The organism is Pauljensenia sp. 20925_1_27, from assembly GCF_041432835.1.
GTDB lineage: Bacteria > Actinomycetota > Actinomycetes > Actinomycetales > Actinomycetaceae > Pauljensenia.
On sequence record NZ_JAPWAH010000001.1, the window covers coordinates 258,231 to 278,366 of the forward strand.

Below are 20,136 nucleotides of genomic sequence, written 5' to 3' on the forward strand. Positions count from 1 at the left end.
GCGCGTGATCGCGACTACAATTGATGTATGAACATCCTCGTGATTCAAAACGACCCGATCGTTCCGGTGGGTCAGTTGTCCGCCTTCCTCGGCGGTCACGAGGTGGTGCGCGCCTGGGAGGACCCGCAGCGTCTCCAGGACCTGGCGGTCGCTCCCCTGCCGGGTGCCCTCATCCTGCTGGGTGGCCGCGCGAACGCCTACGACGACGAGGCCTGGCCGTGGCTGGAAGCAGAACGCGAACTCGTGCGCCGCTGCGTCGCCGCACGCATCCGAGTGCTCGGCATTTGCCTGGGCGCCCAGCTGATCGCCGCGACCTTCGGCGGGCGCGTCAGCGTCACTGACCCGGCGGGCCCCGAATACGGCGTCATCTCCCTGGCCTGGGGCACGAACGACCAGGCGGGCGGCGGCGGAGCCGTCCCCCTGCGCATGGCCCTGGCCTCGACCCACACGGTGTTCGCCGACCACGGCGACGCCATCGTGGAGCTCCCCCACGGCGCGCGCGAGTGGGCGCGCTCGGACAAATACACGCAGATTTTCTCCTACGGCACGGCCTTGGGCGTCCAGTTCCACCCCGAGGTCACGCGCGAGACCGCGACCGTGTGGGCTGTGAACAACGAGGACGTTGATACCGAAGACATCGTGGCCGGATACGACGCCCACGAGGGCGAGCTGGCCTCCACCTGCAAGACGCTCGCCGACTGGGTCAGCGGCGTCTTCTAAGGCGCACACAGAATCGCAGTGCGGGCACCCCCACGCGGTACCCACACTGCGATTGACAATCGGGCCTCGTCGCAGCGAGCGGAGATGAGGCCCGGCTTCTATTTTAAAGGAAAAAGCCGCAGCTACAAGGCTTTTCCAGGAACCAAGACCACCACGTGGGACGACTTGACAACGTTCCCATCCACAGCCTCGTCGCGGCGCGCGACGCACCCGGTCAGGGGGCCGCGACCTGCACGAACGAGCCCGTGCCGTACGCCCACACGCGACGCTCGGCGGCCGAGACGAACACGGCCTGGCCACGGCTCAGCTCCACGCTGTCCCCGCCCTGCTCCTCGCTCACGTGCAGGGTGACCGACCCGGAGGTCGCGATGACGATGCGCGGGCCCTCACCTGGCACGGCGACCTCGTCCACACGGGAGGCGTGCTTGCCGGGCGCCAGCGTCGTTACTGACAGCTCGAACTCCTGGGCGGGTGCCAGGAAACGGTCCGTCGTCGCCGAGGGGTGCTCGGGGGCCACGCGCACGGGCGGCAGCGCCGAAAACTCGGTGATTTCCACGAGCTGGGCGGAGTCCACGTACTTGCCGGTCAGGCCCGCGCGCACGACGTTGTCGGAGGAGGCCATGACCTCGATGCCCAGGCCCGACTGGTAGGCGTGGATCTGGCGCGGCGGGATGTAGACGGCCTCGCCCGGGCGCAGGGACACCGGGTTCATGAGGAAGGCGACGATGATGCCCGGGTCGCCCGGGTGCTTCTCGCCCAGGACGCTCACGAGTTCGTCGGTGCGCGGCGAGGGGGACGTGCCGGACGCGAGGCGGGAGCGGCACGCGGCCACAAACTCTTCGACGAGCTCGGGGGTCGCCGGGGAGTCCTCGTCGAAGATCCAGGTCGCCAGGGAGCGCAGGCCCCCGCGCACGGTGGACAGCTTGAGGCGGTGACGCAGGCGGTCGGCGAGCTCGCCCTCCAGGCCGACGAGGAGCTGGCGGGCCTTACGCGGCACGCGAAAGCCCACGAGCGCGCTGAACTCGGTGAGCGCGTAGATCATCTCGGGCTTGTGGTTCATGTCCCGGTAGACGCGGCGCGTGTCCGTGCGCTCAATCCCCAGGACCTCCTCGCGGAGGTAGCCCTCGCGCGCGATCTCCTTCGTCGGGTGCACCTGCAGGCTCAGGGTCTGGGCGGGGGCGATGATCTTCGCCAGGTACGGCAGTGTCGGTCCGAACGCGTAGAGCAGGCCTCCGCCGAGGGCTCGCTTGGGGTCCTCGCCGATGTGCTCGGCAAGGGTCTGCCCGCCCGTGAGCAGTGTCGGTCCGTCCGGGTGGGCGCCAAACCACACCTCGGACACCGGGTCGTCCCCGGCGGCGGCCCCCAGGAACTCGGGGATCGCGTTCGTGGAGCCCCACGCGTCAGCTTTCGTCCAGCCGATCAGTCTTTCCATAGGTCGAATCCTATCGGTATCGGGCGCTCAAACACGCGAGGGACGAGGCCGTGGCCCCATCCCCCGCGCGCGCGCGTCACTTAGGCGTTGGGTTGAGCAGCAGTTTCGCGCGCCTCGAGGGCAGCAAGCGCCCCGCCGCGCGCACGGAGCTCGGCGTAGGTGCCGGTCTCCACGACGCGGCCCGCGTCCATGACAATGATCTGGTCGGCATCACGCACGGCGCTGATGCGGTGGGCGATCTCGACGATCGTACGGCCCTTCGCGACGCGGGCGATGCCCTCACGCACGCGCGCCTCGGTGGCCGGGTCGACCTGACTCGTCGCCTCGTCGAACACGTAGATCGGGGCGTCTCGCAGGAGCGCGCGGGCCAGGGCCAGTCGCTGACGCTGGCCGCCCGAGAGGCGCTCGCCCATGTCGCCAACAGCGGTATCCAGGCCGTCCTTTTCCGTGGCCAGCCAGTCGGTGAGGTCCACGGCCTCCAGCGCGCGCTCCAGGTCAGCCTCGCTCGCGTCGGGCGCGGCGAGCAGCAGGTTGGCGCGCAGCGTGTCGTTGAACAGGTAGGGGCGCTGGGGGGCGGAGGCGACCGTCGCGCGCAGGTCGTGCAAAGACACCTCGGCCACGTTCGTTCCGCCGATGGTGACGGTGCCCGAGGCCGGGTCCCACGTGCGGGTCAGCAGCGAGGCCAGCGTCGACTTGCCCGAGCCGGAGGCGCCCACGATGGCGGTGCGCTTCCCGGCGGGGATGTGGATACTGACGCCGTCCAGGACGGTGGGGGCGGGCGCAGGCGCGTCCTCGTCCGTCGGGTAGGAGAAGGTCACGTCGGTAATCTCGATGTCGCCGGGGGTCAGGGGCTTGGGGTCGGCCGGGTCGGCGACGACGGGCGCGCGGTCGGTGATCGAGAAGACGCGGGCGGCCGAGGCGAAGGCCTGATCCAGGTCCGCGGCGAACTCCTCGACCGCGAGAACCGGGCCGAAGGAACCCATCGCGATACCGAGGGCGAGGCCCGCCTGGGGCAGCGTGAGCGTTTCGGCGAGCACGTTCGAGCCCGCGACCATGGCGACCGTGACGATACCGAGGGCGACCGCAGCTTGGTTCAGGCCTCGGCGCAGCGCGATCCAGCGGCCCTGGGTACCAAGACCCGAAGAGATGCGCTCCTCGATCGCGCTCATCTCGGCCTCGCGGCGATCCTGCGCCCCAAAGGCGAGGACCTCGCGCACGCCCTGCACCGAGTCGGTCACGTGGGCGGCAATCGCGCCGCGGGCCTCGCGCAGCTCGCGGGCCGCGCGGGCGGTGGAGCCGGAACCCAGGAAGGGAATGACCGCGCCGACGATCAAGAGGAAGGGCGCCAGCACGGCGGCCAGCGTCCAGGACACCGCGGTGCCCATCCACACAATAGACAGGATCGGAACAATGATCGCGGTCGTGACGGGGGCGAGCGTGTGGGCGAAGAAGACCTCGACGCGGTCGATGTCCTTCGTCACGCGGTTCATGATGTCGCCCGAATCCAGGCGATCCGTACCCGCGGGAGCCTGGGGCTCGAGCTGGTCGTAGAAGTAGTTGCGCAGCATCGCCAGGGAGTGGAAGGCCACGAAGTGACCGGCGAACTGCTCGAGGTAGCGGGCCAGGCCCTTGAGCAGGCTCAGGCCGATGGCGCAGGCGATGATCAGGGCGATGCCCCACGCGCTCTCCCCCGACGCGAGGCCGGCGACGGCCCAGCCGCCCAGGGCGAACAGGGCGATGCCAATCATCAGGAAGACGATGCGGGCGGCGATGGAGGCCGCGAGGGGCGGCAGGACGCGCCGCGTGATCGACAGGAGTCGAAAAGACAGTTGCCTGCGGGTCATCGGATCGTTCCTTCCTGCAGGGTCGCGACGCGGTCGGCGCCCTTGATGGTGGCGTCTCGGTGAGAGATCGTCAGGGTCGTGCGCCCGGCACACACGGTCTCCAGGGAGGCGAGGATCTCGCGCTCGGAGGCCAGGTCGACGTGGGCGGTGGGCTCGTCCAGGATCATGATCGACGCGTTCTTCAGGAAGGCGCGGGCGATCGCGATGCGCTGGGCCTCGCCGCCGGACACGGCCAGGCCTCGGGCACCCACGCGGGCGTCGAGGCCGCCCGGCAGGGTGTCGACGAACTCGCCCAGGTGAGCGGCGCGCAGAGCCTCGATGAGCTGGTCGTCCGTGGCGGCCGGGGCAGCCAGGAGCAGGTTGTCGCGCAACGTGCCGGAGAACAGGTAGGTGCTCTGCTCGACGACCGCACTCTGGGCGCGCACCCACGACAGGGGCGCGGTGGCCAGGTCGACGCCGTTGAGGCTCACGCGGCCGCGCGTGGGGCGCAGGAAGCCCTGCAGCAGCGCCGAGATCGTGGACTTGCCGGCGCCCGAGGGGCCAGCGAGCGCGACGTGCTCGCCCTGGGTGAGGGTCAGGTTCGCACCGCGCAGCACCGGGGTGTCCGCGGTGTAGGAGAAGGACACGTCAGACAGGGCGATCTCGCCGGGGGCGGACGGGAGCGCGGGTACCTTCACTCCCTTCGCGTCGGTGACGGGAGGAGTCTGAGAAATGAACTTCTTGATCTCCTTGTTGGCGGCGATGCCGCCCATGCCGATGTAGAAGAACTGGCCGATGCGGTCCAGCGGGTCGAGCATGATCGAGGAGAGAAGCACGAGGGACATGCCCTCGCCGACGCTGATCGCCCCCTGCCGGTAGCGGATGAGGGCGAGGGCGATCGCGCCGGTGATCATGCCGAGGGAGAAGACGGAGTCGATGACGAGGAGGATCAGCTGGTTACCGGCCAGGTAGCTCATGACCTTCGAGCGGACTTCCTCGGCGGCCTCGGCCAGGCGCTGACCCATGTCCTTACCGGCGTTCATGAGGGCCAGGTCGCCCAGGCCCTGGATGGCGTCGAGCTCCTTCGCGGCGAGCTGGCGCGAGGAGTGCCGGTAGCGCGAGGACACCGGCTTGAAGGCCTTGCGGAAGCCCATGACGCAGATCGGGACCAGCGGGATCGCGATGGCGAGGAATCCGCCCGAGGCCGGGTCGATCGTGAGGGCGATGACGATGACAACGAGGATCGGGGTCGTCAGCGACGCAATCATGGGGGCCAGGAAGGTGCCCTTGTAGGCGGCGACGCGCTCGACGCCGTCGGTGGCGGAGTTGACGACGCGGCCCGCACGCTCGTTGGTGCGCTGCGAGGGCCCCAGGGCAAAGACCTGACGGATCATCGAATGGCGCAGGGCGGGTTCCATCTGGTTCATCTGGGCGGCGCCCAGGGCGCTCACCGCCCAGGCGAAGAAGCCCGATCCGAGGGCGCCGAGCACGGCGATCCACCACGTCGACCAGGAATGTCTGCCGACAACGCTGTCGATACCCCAGCCGATCGCCAGGTAGGCGGCAGCCAAACAGAGAGCCGCTGCCCACGAGCAGACGACCATGATCGCGCGTTTCATCGTTCTCCTATCGACATGACACACACGAGTACACAACCAAGGATAGCCTTAGTTCTGTTCTGACACCACTGTCACCAAGCTATAAAAGCGCCCACCAACAAAAGAAACCACGGCCTCGCGTCAATCGACGAGGCCGCGGCTCCCTCACGCGTCAACGCTCAGGCCAGGCGGTACGTCCAGCCGTAGGGATCCTCGGCGCGACCCCACTGGATATCGGTGAGACGCTTGTGGATCTCGCGGGTCTTGTCTCCCACCGCGATCTCGACGTCGAAGTCGTCACCAGCCAGGCGAGTGATCGGGGTGACCACGGCAGCCGTGCCGCAGGCGAAAACCTCGGCGACGGCTCCCGAGCGGATACCGTCCACGACCTCGGACAGGGCGATCTTCTCCTCGTGCACCTCCACGCCTTCGTCGCGCAGCATGCGCAGGATCGCGCTGCGCGTGCCGCCCTCGAGGATGACGCCGGTGAGCGAGGGTGTACGGATCGTGCCGTCCGCCATGACGACGAACATGTTCATGCCGCCCAGCTCCTCGAGGTACTTGCCCTCGTAGGTGTCCAGGAAGCAAACCTGGGAGAAGCCCTTAGCCTCGGCCTGGATCTGGGGCAGCAGGGAGGCCGCGTAGTTGCCGCCGGCCTTGGCGCTACCGGTGCCGCCGGGGCCAGCGCGGTGGTACTCGCGCTCCACCCAGATAGCCACGCCCGACAGGCCGCCCTTGAAGTAGGGGCCCGAGGGAGAGCCGATGACGTAGTAGTCGACGACGCCCGCGGGGTGCACACCCACGAACTCCTCGGAGGCGAACATGAAGGGGCGCAGATAGAGCGAGGAGCCGTCGACGTCAGGAACCCACTTCACGTCGGCGCGCACGTAGTCCACCAGGGAGGCCACGAAGTCCTCGCGGCTCAGCTCGGGCAGCGCCAGGCGGCGAGCCGAGTGATTCAGGCGCGCGGCGTTGTAGCCGGGACGGAAGGTCCACACGGAGCCGTCCGCACGCTTGTAGGCCTTGATGCCCTCGAACACGGACTGGCAGTAGTGGAAGACGGAGGCGCCGGGGGTCAGCTCGAGCGGGCCGTAGGGGATGACGCCGCGGTCTTCCCAGCCACCCTCGCGGGTCCAGCGCATGTGAGCCATGTGATCCGTGAACTTCTTGCCGAAGGCCAGGGTCGACATGATCTCGTTGTACTCTTCGGGCGTCGCCGGATGCGGGTTGTGGGTCAGGGGGAAACGACCGGCCAGCTCGTCGGCGGCGGGAAGTACCTGGTCGCCGGCAGCCTCAAGTTCCGTGGGGGTGTGCTGCGTCGATGCCATGAGGTCTCCTGTCGTGGATTTTCACAAAGATGAGGCCAGAATATGCCCGCAGTCCGCATTGTGGCCGATTGATTTCGGCATGTGACCCACTCCCCCACACCCTGTGGACGTTCTCACCCCGAAGAAGACTCACTCGTAGTGTGTCCACATGCGCAGGACGCGGACAGTGCGCTCCTCTTCGAAGACCTCGTAGACAAGCCTGTGCGCAATGTTGATCCTGCGGGAATACATGCCTGCGAGGTCACCCACTAGGCGCTCGTAGCGGGGAGGCGTCGCAAACGGATCCTCTTTCAAGAGCTCAATGAGAGCCTGCGCTTTCGTCCTGAGTCCACTAGCAGAGAGCTTCTTCGCATCCTTCGCGGCCTGCTTGGAGAAGACGACCCGCCACATCGCTACCATTCCACGTCGTTGAGGGCATCGTCGAGGTCTTCGCGAGCAGCTTCCTTCAGACTGTCCGCCATTCCGGGAATCCCCTGCAGATACAAGGTTTCCTGGATGGCGGACCAGTCGGCCTCGCCGATGAGAACTGCGTTTCCTCGACGGCCGGTGATCGTGATGGGTGTCGACTCCTCGTTCACGGCGTCGATGAGCCGATACAGGTCCGAGCGGGCGGCAGTAGCACTCACAGCAGTCATGATCTTTCCTTTCCAACTCCATCATAACGTACGCTTTTACGTACGTATAGGCCCGTACGCACGATTACTGCCGAAAGGATACGATCGACGCATGACGACTCTGCCTGACGCCCTTGCCTTAGCCCTGCCCTCCCGCGAGCGCCGCTCCCCCGGCCTGGAGCTGGATGACGGGCGCTGGATGGCGGCCGCAAAGTCGGGCCTGTACATCTTCGGCACCGAGGCCTCGTCGACGGACGGGGAGCCTACCCCCGAGGTGTTCCCCTGGTACGACGTGGCGCGTGCGCGCTGGGAGGCCGAGGGCTCGCTTTTCGCCCTGGAGTGGGTGGATCCGGCCCGCCCGGCCCTGGCGGGGCGCGGGAAGGGCGACCCGAAGGACTTCATGCGTCATACGAGCGAGTTCGTGAACCGCTCGATCGTCCTGCACTCCCAGGTGGAGGTCGGCAACGGGACGACGGTGACGGCGTGGGTGCGCCGCGGCGAGGACGGGCTTTTCTCCGTGCTGACGGCCGACGGGCCGCTGGATGCCGACGGGCAGCGCGAGGCGGATGCCCTGGAAGCCCGCGTGCGCGACGCAGTCGGTCTCGACTGATCGACGAGGCCGGGGCTCCCCATCGGGGCACACTCCCCTCGCGTGCATCCGCAGTCCCCCTCACCCGCGCTCACTCGCGCGCATCCTCAGACGACAGCGGGACCCATCCGACCAGGATGGGTCCCGCTTCCATATCCAGGCGGACGCCCGGAATCAGTGGATGACGTCGACGCGCTCGAAGGGGTCGAGGGAGAAGCCCTGCTCGAGGATCGCGCGGCTCCACTCGCGTGCGCTGAAGAGCGAGTGGTCGCGGTAGTTGCCGCACGAGTAGGCATCGGTGCCGGGCACGTCCTCCCAGGTGACGTCCTCGGCGATCGCGTGCAGGGAGGAGGCCAGTGCCTCGGTCACCTCGCGCACCGACGGGGTGCCCCACATGATGAGGTGGAAGCCGGTGCGGCAGCCGAACGGCGAGCAGTCGATGACGCCGTCGATGCGGTCGCGCAGCAGGGAGGCCAGCAGGTGCTCGATCGTGTGCAGGCCCGAGGTCGGGATCTCCCCAGCGTTGGGCTGGAGGAGGCGCACGTCGAAGTTCGAAATCTGGTCGCCCTTCGGCCCAGCCTCCACGTTGATGAGGCGCACGTAGGGTGCCTTGACGGCGGTGTGGTCCAGGGTGAAGCTCTCAACTTCGGCCATCGGTTAGTCCCTTTCGGTGTAGTTTTGCCGGCGTTGCTCCAGGCGCATGAGCTCCCGGAATGTCTCGGAGTAGTTGGGGTCTTCCTCGTTCATGCGCGAGAGGGCCGCGCGGGCCTCGCCGAGCTTGCGGGTCAGGTCCATGCGCACCATTGCGGCCACCACGCCGCGGCAGTACGAGCGCACGTCGGCCTCGCCCGCGACGGGCAGGGGCGCGACGGCCAGCTGGGTGACGGCGGGGCCGATGGTCTCTCCGGCGGTCTCGAGGATCACCTGGACGAAGTGGCGCGAGGCCGCCAGCGTCGCGTTCTCGCCCGGGCCGAAGTGGGCCTCGGCCTGGCGCATCATCTGCGTGAAGGCGTCGAGGCCGCCGACCGCACGAATCGCGTCGTGGACGGCGCGGTGCGTGGGCACAGTGAAGGACTGGCCGTCAAGCTCCTCGAAGCCGGAGCCCACGGCGAAGAGCGGGTGCTGGAGGACGGCCTCGAGCGCCTGGCGTTCGACGCGGCTGACGGGGTCCTCGGGGCCTCGGCGCTCGGGCATGGGGGCGGGACGGCCGGCGCCCGCCATCTCGATTTCTCCAGGGCGGGCCTCGTGTGAGATGACCTCAACGCGTCCGGCCGCGCGGATCGCCTGTTCGACCGTGCGCATGTCCATGCCGAGCCACCCGGCCAGCTGACGCGTGTACTCGCCGCGCAGCGCGCGGTCCTTAATGTGCGCGACGATGCCGGCCGAGGCACGCAAACCCTGCACGCGGCCCTCGGCACTGCGCAGGTCCATCTGGGACAGGACCGAGCGGATCGCGAACTCAAAGAGCGGGATGCGTGAATTCACCAGGTCGACGATCGCCTGATCGCCCTGGGACAGCCGCAGCTCGCAGGGGTCCTGCCCGCCCGGGGCGACCGCCACGAAAGTCTGCGCGGCGAAGTTCTGGTCCTCACCGTAAGCGCGGAGCGCGGCCTTCTGTCCGGCGCCGTCGCCATCGAACGTGAAGATGACCTCCGAGCCGTGCGCGCGCCCCGACGACAGGAGAACACCGGCGGCCGGATCCGCATGGTCGCCCAGCAGGCGGCGAATGATCTTGACGTGCTCGGAGCCAAAGGCAGTGCCGCACGTGGCCACGGCGTTCGTGACGCCCGCGACGTGCGCGGCCATGACGTCCGTGTACCCCTCGACGATCACGACCTTGTGCTCCGTCGCGATCGTCTTCTTCGCCAGGTCCAGGCCGTACAGGAGCTGCGACTTCTTATAGATCGGGGTCTCGGGGGTGTTGAGGTACTTGGGCGATTCCTTGTCGCTGTCGTCCAGGCGACGGGCACCAAAGCCCACCGTCGCGCCCGTGATATCGCGGATCGGCCACACGAGGCGCCCGCGGAAACGGTCGTACACGCCGCGGCTGCCCTGCGAGCCCAGGCCCGAAATCTGGATTTCCTGGTCCGTGAAGCCCTTGGAACGCAGGTGGCGCGTCAGGGAATCCCACGAGGCCGGGGCGTAGCCGACCCCGAAATGCGCGCACATCGCCTGGGTAAAGCCACGCTCGGCCAGGAACGTGCGGCCCTTATGCGCCTCGGGGGAGGCGAGCTGGCGCTGGTAGAACTCTTCGGCGACGCGGTGTGCGTCCAGGAGGCGCTGGCGCTTGCCCGGCTCCTCGGTGCGCACACGCGCCCCGCCCTCTTCGTAATGGAGGGTGATCCCGGCCTTCGCAGCCAGCATTTCCACGGCCTCGGTGAACGGCAGGTGGTCCATCTTTTGCACGAAGGAGATGACGTCGCCGCTCTCACCGCACCCAAAGCAGTGGAACATGCCCAGGTGGGGGCGCACGTTAAAGGAAGGCGTGCGCTCGTCGTGGAATGGGCACAGGCCCTTCAGGGAGCCGATGCCCGCGGGTCGCAGCGCTACGTGCTCGCCGATGATCTCGTCGATCTTCACTGCGTTACGTACCGCTTCGATGTCGTCCTTGCGAATCAGACCCGCCATGTCCCTCAGTCTACCGATGCCCGCCCACGTCTGCGTCCGATCACGCTCACAGCTGCGAGGACAGCATTCCGCACCAGCGGGCGTGCCACGCGGAGGCCGACACGTCGGTGAGCGAGGCAACCTGGTCGATGACCGCGCGCAGGCGCACGCCGTCGTCGGAGGCGGCCCGCCACTGCGCGGCGAACACGGGTTCCAGGGCCTCGGCCCCGGCCTCGTACAGGGCGTCGACGAGGTCGGCGAGGAGCGTGCGCTGCTGGTAGTACACCGGCTCACTCTCGCGCGGGCTCATGACGTAGTGGACGGCCATGCCCTTGAGGATCTGGATCTCGGCGCGCACCTGGCGCGGCACGACGAGGTCCGCGCGGTAGCGGCCCAGCGGCTCGTCCCCGAAGGTTTCGCGCGTGGCGGCCACGGTCGCCGAGCAGAAGCGGCCGATCAGCTCGCTCGTCGCGTCCTTCAGGTGCGCGAGGGAGGCGTAGGAGCCATCGAAGGAGCGCAGCCACACGGGCATGGACACGATCCGCTCGAGGGCCTCCTCCAGGTCCGAGCGCGCGACCGACGCCCCGTACCAGTCCAGGGTCGAGGCCACGACCGCCGAGCAGTGCGCGTCGTCGAAGAGATCGGCGGGATCCAGCTTGCGGGTCGCGACCGCGTCCTCGACGTCGTGGACCGAGTAGGCGATGTCGTCCGACAGGTCCATGATCTGGGCCTCCAGGCACCGCCTGCCAGCCGGCGCGCCCTGACGCATCCACGCGAACACGGGCGCGTCGTCGGGGTACACGGAGTACTTGCGGGTCGATTTGGCCAGGTCTGGGCCACCGGCCTTGACCCACGGATACTTGCAGATCGCGTCCAGGGTCGCCCGCGTCAGGTTCAGGCCTGCGGGAACGCCGCCCGTGCCGATGACCTTGGGCTCTAGGCGCGTGACGACGCGCAGGGTCTGGGCGTTGCCCTCAAAACCACCGATCGAGGCGGCCGCCGCGTCCAGCGCGCGCTCGCCGTTATGCCCGAAGGGCGGATGTCCGAGGTCGTGGGATAGGCAGGCCGCGTCCACGACATCCGGGTCCGCCCCCAGTTCCTTACCGAGCTCACGGCCCACCTGAGCAACCTCGAGGGAGTGCGTGAGGCGCGTGCGCACGAAGTCATCCGAAATCGGGCCCAGCACCTGCGTCTTTTCGCCGAGGCGACGCAACGCGGACGAGTGGAGGATGCGCGCGCGGTCGCGTTCGAACTCGGTACGTTCGGAAGACTTGTGCTCCTCGGGCACCCAACGCTCGGAATCGGCGGACGCGTACGAGCGACGCGCGTCGCCACCATCAACACCGGGGATTGCCAAGGAAAACTCATTCACGGGGCCATTTTACTAGGGAAACGCCTGCGCAGAACGGGCCCAGGCCTCGTGACCGTCAAAGCGGCACAAATTACCCACAAAATACTGTGAGATAGACCGTCGCCTCTGTCACTACCTGTTCAAACATGCTAATTGTCAAGTGTCGCATTCAGCGTCGAATCCCCATCCATGGAAGGAGTCCCCCGTGTCCAACACGGCACAGGAAATCCTCGATGCGGTCGGTGGTCCCGGCAACATCAGCCACTTCACCCACTGCGCGACGCGTCTGCGCTTCGAGCTCAACGACGCGTCGATCGTCGACAAGGACCGTGTCGAGGCCATTGACGGCGTCCTCGGTGCCGTCCCCCAGTCGGGCGACCGCTACCAGATCGTCATCGGCGGAGCGGTCCAGTCCGTCTTTAACGAGATCAACAACCTGCCGTCGATGAAGTCGGGCGCCGCCGCCTCGAACGACGACGTCAAGGCCGCCGCCCGCGCGAAGGCGCGCGGCAAGAACGCCATCGTCGACGCGTTCTTCGAGTACCTGTCGGACTCGTTCCGCCCGCTGCTGCCCGTTCTGCTTGGCGCATCTCTGATCCTGGCGCTCCTCGCGGTGCTCGACGCCCTGCACATCGTCGACACGCGCGCCGAGACGATCCCCGCGTGGCTGGGCTACGTGAACTCCATGTGGCGCGCGGTCTTCTACTTCCTGCCCGCGATGGTCGCCTACAACGCCTCCAAGAAGCTGGACATCGACCCGTGGGTCGGCACGGCCGTCATCCTGTCGCTGCTCACCCCTAACTTCATCGGCCTGAGCAACACCTCTTCGTTCAGCGAGACGACGTGCACGACGACATCCCTCGGATCCGAGCAGTGCGTCACCCAGATCGGTTCCCTGCCCCTGCAGCTGTCTGACTACGGTGGCCAGGTCTTCGTGCCGCTGCTGATGGTGCCGATTCTCGCGCTGGTCTACAAGGGCCTGAAGAAGATTGTCCCCGCGAACGTCCAGATGGTGTTCGTCCCCTTCATTTCCTTCATGATCATCATGCCGCTGACCGCCTTCCTGATTGGCCCCCTGTCGATCTGGATCGGTAACGGCCTGGGTGGCGGCCTCGCCTGGCTCAACGGCCACGCCCCCATCGTGTTCTCAATCATCATCCCGATCATCTACCCCTTCCTGGTGCCGCTCGGCCTGCACTGGCCGCTCAACGCCCTGCAGCTGGCCAACATCGCCGCGACGGGTTCGGACTTCATCCAGGGCCCCATGGGCGCGTGGAACTTCGCGTGCTTCGGCGCCACCGCGGGCGTTCTCTTCCTGTCGATTCGCGACCGCGACACCGACATGCGCCAGACTGCTTCCGGCGCCCTGGCTGCGGGCCTCTTCGGCGGCATCTCGGAGCCGTCCCTCTACGGCATCCACCTGCGTTTCAAGCGCATCTACCCGCTGATGCTCACCGGCTGTGTCGTCGGCGGCCTGGTTATCGGCATCGGTGGCGGAGCCACCACGAATACCTTCGTGTTCACCTCGCTGCTGACCATCCCCGTCTTCAGCCCCATGGCCGTCTACGCCCTGGGTGTCGCCGCCGCGTTTGTCACCGCGTTCCTGATGGTCGTGCTGTTCGACTACCGCACGAAGGAGCAGAAGGCGGAGGCTCGCGCGAAGAAGTCGCTCCTCGAGGACGACGCTCCCGCGGCTGCTGCCACCCCCGCTGCCACCCCCGCTGCTGCTCCTGCCGCTGCTCCGGCGGCCGAGGCTGCTCCCGCTTTCAGCGACGAGGCGAAGGCTGATCTGACGCTCACCTCCCCCATGGCGGGCACGATCGTTGCGCTGTCTGACGTGGCCGACGAGGCCTTCGCCGCCGGCGCGCTCGGCCCCGGCGTTGCCCTATCGCCCGCCGCTGGCGCCGTCGTCGTTGCCCCGTGCGACGGCAAGGTGACGGTCGCGTTCCCGACCGGCCACGCATACGGTATTAAGTCTGCGTCCGGTGTCCAGGTGCTCATCCACATCGGTATGGACACTGTGAAACTGGAGGGCCGAGGCTTCACGCCGCACGTTGCGAAGGGCGACATCGTTCGCCGTGGCGATGTGCTGGCGCAGGTCGATTGGGACGTCATCCGCGAGGCCGGCTACGACACGGTCACCCCGATGGTCGTCACGAACAAGAAGAAGTTCGGCGAGATCACCCCGGCCGCTCCCGGCCCGGTGGGTATCAACGACACGGTCGTGACGGTGTCCCCCAAGGAAGCCGCACAGTGATCCTGTGATGCAAGAGTGGTGGGCGAGCCGATTGGCTCGCCCACCACTTTTTATTGCATCGGTGGCAACCAGTGTTCTTTCGTCGACACCGCGCATGTTCTTGCACAAGCTCAAGCGAGGTGGCTAGACTGTTGACCACTCGGTTACCTTGCCGCAGGAGTGCGAGGTTCCACCTATTAAAGGAAGACGGAGCGATGCCAGACGTTGCATTCGACTCAGAGTTTCTGCTTTCTTTTCGGCGCGACGACGGATGGGATCCGAATCAATGGTGACACCACGAACACGAGGTGCCAGGCGGAGCCTACGGCGTGTGGCACTAGCATCGGGCTGCACGCTCGTCCTCACAGGTGGCGTAGTAGCGGCTCCCCCCGCGCACGCGGAGGACCGAGAGATCACAGCAGCAGACCAGCCCTACTACTCTTACTATCACCTGGACTCGGCGCGGGCCAAGGGCTACACGGGCGCAGGCGTCACCATCGCGATCATCGACGGCCCTGTCGACACCTCTGTCCCGGAGCTGGTAGGCGCAAATATTACGGACAAAAGCCCCTGCTCAGTCTCATCTAGCCCTGCTCACAGAAGCCACGGCACCGAAGTTGCCTCACTATTGGTCTCACGTGCTTACGGCATGGTGCCCGATGCTGCGTTGCTCGCTTACCAAAGCATCGATACCAACAGCGCGGCGGGGGATGATTGCCCGATGAAAGCTGGTGTTCTGCCAACCGAAGTGTCATCGTTGATCAATAAAGCAATCAATGACGGAGCAACAATTATCAATTACTCCGCAACCTCACCTTCACCTTCAAACCACCTTAAGTGGGCAATCGCTCGTGCGATGAGTCAAGGCGTCATCATCACTGCTGGTGCAGGAAACACTGCCTCAGACAACACTGAGAATTCTTTGTCGCAGTGGTCGGGCGTCGTCGGTGTTTCCGCCATTGGTACCGATGGAAAGTTCGCCTCCTATTCCTCCTGGGGGCAGGGAGTCACCACGACCGCTGTCGGGGGCCCCGTCATTGCGCGGGATGCAGACGGCAAAATCTCTTCTACTCAGGGCACCTCTTTTTCGGCTCCTATTGTCGCGGGCATTCTCGCGCAGGCGCATGCCAAGTGGCCCAACGCGACATCGAATCAGCTTCTCCAGCTTCTCGTCAACACTGCGAGCACACCTGAGGGCGGTAGAGACATCTACGTCGGGTACGGACCAATTAACCCCGGAAAAATGCTGAACACCGATCCGGGCCAGTACCCCGACGAGAATCCCCTGGCAGACAAGGGGGGCGGATCGAGCCCGACACCCGCGGAGGTTCAGCAGTACGCCGATGGACTCGTTGATCCGAGCGAGATCGCGTATGACAACTCCTACGTCTATCGGGGCCTCGACGAGTCTCAGGTAACGATCAAGAACAATCAGTACCCAACTCACCTGGGCACCAGCCCTCGCTTTCACGGAAAGTAGGCGACGCGACACAAGCGCTAGATCCCAGCGCCCTCGACGATATCCAGGACGGCACGCACCTGCTCGACGGTGAACTGGCCGGGGGCACTCCCCTCCCAGCCGGGCAGGGTGGCGAAGGTGGCTGCGGAACCAAGCGCAGAGCCGACCAGGCGCGTGGGCGCGCCGTGCTGCCCCATAGCGATGCCGATGATGGGACGATCGTAGGCCTCGCGCGCCCACGCCTGCGCGGCCAGGACGCGGGCCGCATCCGTCGCACTGTGGGCCATGCACGCGAACTTGAGGACGTCCGCGCCGGCAACATTCATGGCAGCGAGGACCTCGGCGAGCCGTTCATCGCTGGGCGTGGCCTCAAAATCGTGGAAGGAAGCGACGACGATCGCCCCCACCTCGTGCGCATCCTCGATGAGGGTAGAAGATCCGTCGCGCGAAATCTCCACGTCGACGCCGCCCACACACGAAGCGAGCCTGCGCACGAGGGCACAGTACTCCTCGTCATCCAGATAGGCTTGACCGCCCTCGACCGACGTTCGGATGGTCGCCAGGACCGGCAGCGGCGAGGAGTCCGCGACGTAGCGGGCCATGCTCACGAGATCTTCCCCGACGTCGGAGGCGGACACGAAGTGCGCCCCGACGAGTGAGGAGAGGAAGGTGTCGGCCCGCCACTCGACGATGTCCGCGCGGCACGTGGCCATTGCCTGAACTTGCCCGATGAGGGAGCGTGAGTCCCCGCTGACGGGGACGATGACCTGGGTGCGTCCCCCGAGAGTCGCCTTCTTGGCGGCTCGCCCGATGGTGACGAGTCCGGGCGCAGGGTCGGGGTCGGGCGCAGATTGGTGAGGCATGATTCCTTCGCTTAGTATCCGATTTCTGCCAGGTGCAGGCGATCTCGTTCGCTCTGCGTGAGGTAGGGGTGGTCCAGCCAGCCGTCGGGCAGGTGGGGGGTCTTTTCGCCGCCTGCTCGGCCGCGAGGTCCGCGCGCGGCGGGCGGGAATGCCTGGTCGAGGTCGAGGTCCGCGAGGCGCTCGTGGAGCTCCTGGAGGGTCGAGACCATGGACAGGGCGTGGCGCTGGGGGCCTCCGACGGCGAATCCGCGCAGGTACCAGCCGATGTGCTTGCGCATCTCGCGCAGCGCGCGCCCCTCGTCGCCCTGGTCGACGACGCACCAGGCGGCGTGGCGCTCGATGACGGAGACGACCTCGGCGAGGCTGGGGCCGGGCGGGATCGTCCCGCCGTGGTAGGCGGCGACGATGTCGCGGAAGATCCAGGGGCGTCCCTGGGCGCCGCGCCCGACGCTGATGCCGTCGCAGCCGGTGCGTTCCAGCATGGCCAGGGCGTCGGCGGCCTCGAAGACGTCGCCGTTGCCGAAGACGGGGATGTCGAGCAGATCCTTCAGGCGTGCAATTTCGTCCCAGTGGGCGCGTCCCGCGTAGTGCTGGTTCTGCGTGCGCGCATGCAGGGTGAGGGCGGCAGCGCCGAGCTTTTGCGCGGCCAGTGCGGCGTCCGTCGCAGTCTCGTGCTCGGAGTCGATGCCGATGCGGATCTTGACGGTCACGGGGATCTCGCGCCCCGCGCGCTCCCCGGCCTCGTTTGAGGCGCGCACGACGGTGCCCACAAGGTCGGAGAACAGGTCGCGCTTCCAGGGCAGGGCCGCTCCCCCGCCCTTCTTCGTCACCTTGGGGACGGGGCACCCGAAGTTCAGGTCGATGTGGTCGGTGAGGTCGCGCTCGATGAGCATCGTCGCGGCCTTCGCCATGACGGCGGGGTCAACGCCGTAGAGCTGCAGGGAGCGCACGCGTTCGGTGGGGTCTGGGCGCACCATTTCCAGGGTGCGTTCGTTCTCCTCGACGAGCGCCCGGCTGGTCACCATCTCAGTGACGTACAGGCCGGCGGGCGCGTCCACGCGCGGGATAGCCACGTGGCGCGGTTCGTTGGACGCCTGACCTGTGTTCTTCGGGGACGAGGCCGTGGCCCCCTCCCCCGACTCGGCCGCCCAGGAGGGGATGCCGGTGGGTCGCAGGTGGTCGGGCAGGCCCGACTCGCCCATGATGCGGCACAGGCGTCGGAAGGGCACATCCGTCACCCCGGCCATGGGGGCCAGGACGACGGGTGTCCACAGGCGCAGCGGCCCCACGCAAAGAGGGGCCGCTGCGGACGTTGAGGCTATGGACAAATCAGCAGCCCAGGCGTTCGATCAGGTACGACTTGACCTTGTCGAGCGGGATGCGCACCTGCTCCATCGTGTCACGCTCGCGGATGGTGACGGCGTGATCCTCGATCGAGTCGAAGTCGTAGGTGATGCAGAAGGGCGTGCCGACCTCGTCCTGGCGACGATAGCGGCGGCCAACGGCGCCGGCGTCGTCGTAGTCGACGTTCCAGATGCCACGCAGCTCGTCGGCCAGCTCCTGGGCGGGGCCGGTCAGTTCGGGCTTGCGGGACAGGGGCAGGACGGCGGCCTTGACGGGGGCCAGGCGCGGGTCCAGCTTGAGCACGACGCGCTTGTCGACGCCGCCCTTGGCGTTGGGGGCCTCGTCCTCGTGGTAGGCCTCGATGAGGAAGGCCATGAGGGAACGGGTCAGGCCCGCGGAGGGCTCGATGACGTAGGGGGTCCAGCGTTCCTTGGTGTTCGGGTCGAAGTAGTCGAGCTTCGCGCCGGAGGCCTCGGAGTGGACGGTCAGGTCGTAGTCGGTGCGGTTGGCGATGCCTTCGAGCTCGCCCCACTCGCTGCCCTGGAAGCCGAAGCGGTATTCCAGGTCGACGGTGCGCTTGGAGTAGTGCGAGAGCTTCTCCTTGGGGTGCTCGTACTCGCGCAGGTTCTCCGGGTCGATGCCGAGGTCCACGTACCAGGCCTTGCGGTAGTCGATCCAGTACTGGTGCCATTCCTCATCCGTGCCGGGCTTGCAGAAGAACTCAAGTTCCATCTGCTCGAACTCGCGAGTACGGAAGATGAAGTTACCAGGCGTGATCTCGTTACGGAAGGACTTACCGATCTGGCCGATGCCGAACGGCGGCTTCTTGCGCGCGGCGTTCATGACGTTCGCGTAGTTGATGAAGATGCCCTGGGCGGTCTCGGGGCGCAGGTAGTGCAGGCCGGCCTCGTCGTCGACGGGGCCCAGGTAGGTCTTGAGCAGGCCGGAGAAGGCGCGGGGCTCGGTCCACTGGCCGCGCACGCCACAGTTCGGGCAGGCGAGGTCGGCGGTGGTCAGGGAGGACTCTTCGACGCCCTTCTTTTCGGCGAGCTCTTCGATGAGCTGATCCTCGCGGGCACGCTTGTGGCAGTTAAGGCACTCGATGAGCGGGTCGGTGAAGGCCTTGACGTGGCCGGAGGCGACCCACACTTCGCGCGGGAGGATGACGGAGGAGTCCAGGCCGACGACGTCGGCGCGGCGGCGGACCATGGCGTTCCACCAGGCGCGCTTGATGTTTTCCTTCAGTTCCACGCCGAGCGGGCCGTAGTCCCACGCGGAGCGGGTGCCACCGTAGATGTCACCGCAGGGGAAGACGAAGCCGCGGCGCTTGGCCAGGCTGATCACGTTGTCGAGGCGGGAGGGTCCCTTAGCCACTTGTCACTCCTTGAGTATTTGGGGCACGACTGGCTGTCGTGTCGCCATCGATACTAGTCGATAACTACTGCGTGGGGCGGTTTCGCGCCGCTTGGGGGCCCATGGATCCCACCACAGGTGCGCGCGGAGTTCTGACCGAGCCCCGCAGCGCCCTCCCCCGCAATTCTCCACGGGATTGCGCCCGGAGCCCTATCTGAGCCCCGCTGCGTGCGTCGCTCGGCACGCTCGCGGATAGGTTATGAGCATACGGATAGGTTATGAAGATACGGATAGCTTATTAACCTATCCGCATGTGAATAACCTATCCACATCGTCGTAACCTATCCGCATACGGAGGGGGCAGGCCCTTCGGCGCGAAGCCTCTCGGGGCGATCAGCGAACCTATCCGCATACGGAGGGGGCAGGCTCCGCTGCGACAAGAGCGAGCGCACAGACCTCGAACCTATCCGCATGCGCGCATGCCAGCACCAACAGAGCCGACAGCGCCGACAGCCACCAGCCACGCTCACCAAGCACAGCACCCCAAAAGTCGCAGGCAATTCCCCTTTACCTATTTCATGCGATGAAATAATATCGTTGAAATTCCGCCATTTTCAATACATGATTGAACATTCCATCATCAAATTGCATGCGAAATTGCAGGGCGCGCACGAAACTACGGTGCCGCACTCAGCAACCAGCAGTGCCTGAGGATCCCCCCACAGCAACTCGCAGCGCCTGGACACTCACATGGAGCTACCACAACACGCCCGAACGCACAAAACAGCCCCGGCCTCGTCCCGGGATAGAGCGGGAACG

Annotated in this window: 16 protein-coding genes; 4 read left to right on the top strand and 12 right to left on the bottom strand. The window is 66.7% G+C overall.

The window, feature by feature from the left end; translation table 11 throughout:
• The first annotated feature begins 27 nt into the window (after positions 1–27).
• Positions 28–720, top strand: coding sequence for a type 1 glutamine amidotransferase (locus tag O3684_RS01180; protein WP_500064458.1), 693 nt, complete (start codon positions 28–30; stop codon positions 718–720).
• Positions 721–934: 214 nt separating this feature from the next.
• Here O3684_RS01180 and manA read toward each other — a convergent pair whose 3' ends face one another.
• The 6 genes from manA to O3684_RS01210 form a co-directional block, all read right to left on the bottom strand.
• Positions 935–2,152 carry a mannose-6-phosphate isomerase, class I gene (gene manA, locus O3684_RS01185; RefSeq protein ID WP_500063580.1) on the bottom strand — a complete coding sequence of 406 codons (1,218 nt, stop codon included), beginning with the start codon at positions 2,150–2,152 and terminating at the stop codon, positions 935–937.
• 80 nt (positions 2,153–2,232) lie between these two features.
• Positions 2,233–3,996 carry a thiol reductant ABC exporter subunit CydC gene (cydC, locus tag O3684_RS01190; protein ID WP_500064459.1) on the bottom strand — a complete coding sequence of 588 codons (1,764 nt, stop codon included), beginning with the start codon at positions 3,994–3,996 and terminating at the stop codon, positions 2,233–2,235.
• Positions 3,993–5,594: an ABC transporter ATP-binding protein/permease gene (locus O3684_RS01195; protein WP_500064461.1), complete on the bottom strand. Its 1,602-nt coding sequence runs from the start codon at positions 5,592–5,594 to the stop codon at positions 3,993–3,995. Before O3684_RS01195 ends, cydC begins: the two co-directional genes overlap by 4 nt.
• A 158-nt stretch (positions 5,595–5,752) precedes the next feature.
• The gene (locus tag O3684_RS01200) at positions 5,753–6,901 is read right to left on the bottom strand and encodes a branched-chain amino acid aminotransferase (RefSeq protein WP_500064463.1); all 1,149 of its coding nucleotides are present in this window, start codon (positions 6,899–6,901) and stop codon (positions 5,753–5,755) included.
• Positions 6,902–7,030: 129 nt separating this feature from the next.
• Positions 7,031–7,291: a Txe/YoeB family addiction module toxin gene (locus O3684_RS01205; protein ID WP_500064570.1), complete on the bottom strand. Its 261-nt coding sequence runs from the start codon at positions 7,289–7,291 to the stop codon at positions 7,031–7,033.
• Between the two features lie 2 nt (positions 7,292–7,293).
• Positions 7,294–7,536 (bottom strand): type II toxin-antitoxin system Phd/YefM family antitoxin, encoded by a 243-nt coding sequence (locus O3684_RS01210; protein ID WP_500064464.1) that lies wholly within the window; start codon positions 7,534–7,536, stop codon positions 7,294–7,296.
• A 91-nt stretch (positions 7,537–7,627) separates the two neighbouring features.
• Here O3684_RS01210 and O3684_RS01215 point away from each other — a divergent pair, with 91 nt between their 5' ends.
• Complete coding sequence (locus O3684_RS01215) at positions 7,628–8,125, top strand: hypothetical protein (RefSeq protein ID WP_500064465.1); 498 nt, start codon at positions 7,628–7,630, stop codon at positions 8,123–8,125.
• Positions 8,126–8,278: 153 nt separating this feature from the next.
• On the opposite strand, the gene O3684_RS01220 is transcribed toward O3684_RS01215, so the two are convergent.
• The 3 genes from O3684_RS01220 to O3684_RS01230 are packed head-to-tail and all read right to left on the bottom strand — an operon-like array spanning position 8,279 to position 12,083.
• Positions 8,279–8,758 carry an S-ribosylhomocysteine lyase gene (locus O3684_RS01220; protein WP_500064466.1) on the bottom strand — a complete coding sequence of 160 codons (480 nt, stop codon included), beginning with the start codon at positions 8,756–8,758 and terminating at the stop codon, positions 8,279–8,281.
• Between the two features lie 3 nt (positions 8,759–8,761).
• Entirely contained in the window at positions 8,762–10,732 is a 1,971-nt protein-coding gene (gene dnaG, locus O3684_RS01225; protein ID WP_500064468.1) for a DNA primase, read from the bottom strand.
• A gap of 46 nt (positions 10,733–10,778) precedes the next feature.
• Complete coding sequence (locus O3684_RS01230) at positions 10,779–12,083, bottom strand: deoxyguanosinetriphosphate triphosphohydrolase (protein ID WP_500064470.1); 1,305 nt, start codon at positions 12,081–12,083, stop codon at positions 10,779–10,781.
• 184 nt (positions 12,084–12,267) lie between these two features.
• Here O3684_RS01230 and O3684_RS01235 point away from each other — a divergent pair, with 184 nt between their 5' ends.
• Positions 12,268–14,319, top strand: a complete 2,052-nt coding sequence (locus tag O3684_RS01235) for a glucose PTS transporter subunit IIA (protein WP_500064472.1) — start codon at positions 12,268–12,270, stop codon at positions 14,317–14,319.
• A gap of 250 nt (positions 14,320–14,569) precedes the next feature.
• Positions 14,570–15,778 carry a S8 family peptidase gene (locus O3684_RS01240; RefSeq protein ID WP_500064473.1) on the top strand — a complete coding sequence of 403 codons (1,209 nt, stop codon included), beginning with the start codon at positions 14,570–14,572 and terminating at the stop codon, positions 15,776–15,778.
• 17 nt (positions 15,779–15,795) lie between these two features.
• Here O3684_RS01240 and aroD read toward each other — a convergent pair whose 3' ends face one another.
• The 3 genes from aroD to O3684_RS01255 are packed head-to-tail and all read right to left on the bottom strand — an operon-like array spanning position 15,796 to position 19,338.
• Positions 15,796–16,620, bottom strand: a complete 825-nt coding sequence (aroD, locus tag O3684_RS01245; RefSeq protein WP_500064475.1) for a type I 3-dehydroquinate dehydratase — start codon at positions 16,618–16,620, stop codon at positions 15,796–15,798.
• 11 nt (positions 16,621–16,631) lie between these two features.
• Positions 16,632–17,909: a tRNA dihydrouridine synthase DusB gene (dusB, locus tag O3684_RS01250; RefSeq protein ID WP_500064477.1), complete on the bottom strand. Its 1,278-nt coding sequence runs from the start codon at positions 17,907–17,909 to the stop codon at positions 16,632–16,634.
• A gap of 40 nt (positions 17,910–17,949) precedes the next feature.
• On the bottom strand, positions 17,950–19,338 hold the full coding sequence (locus O3684_RS01255; protein WP_500064478.1) for a glycine--tRNA ligase: 1,389 nt from the start codon (positions 19,336–19,338) through the stop codon (positions 17,950–17,952).
• Positions 19,339–20,136: the final 798 nt, after the last annotated feature.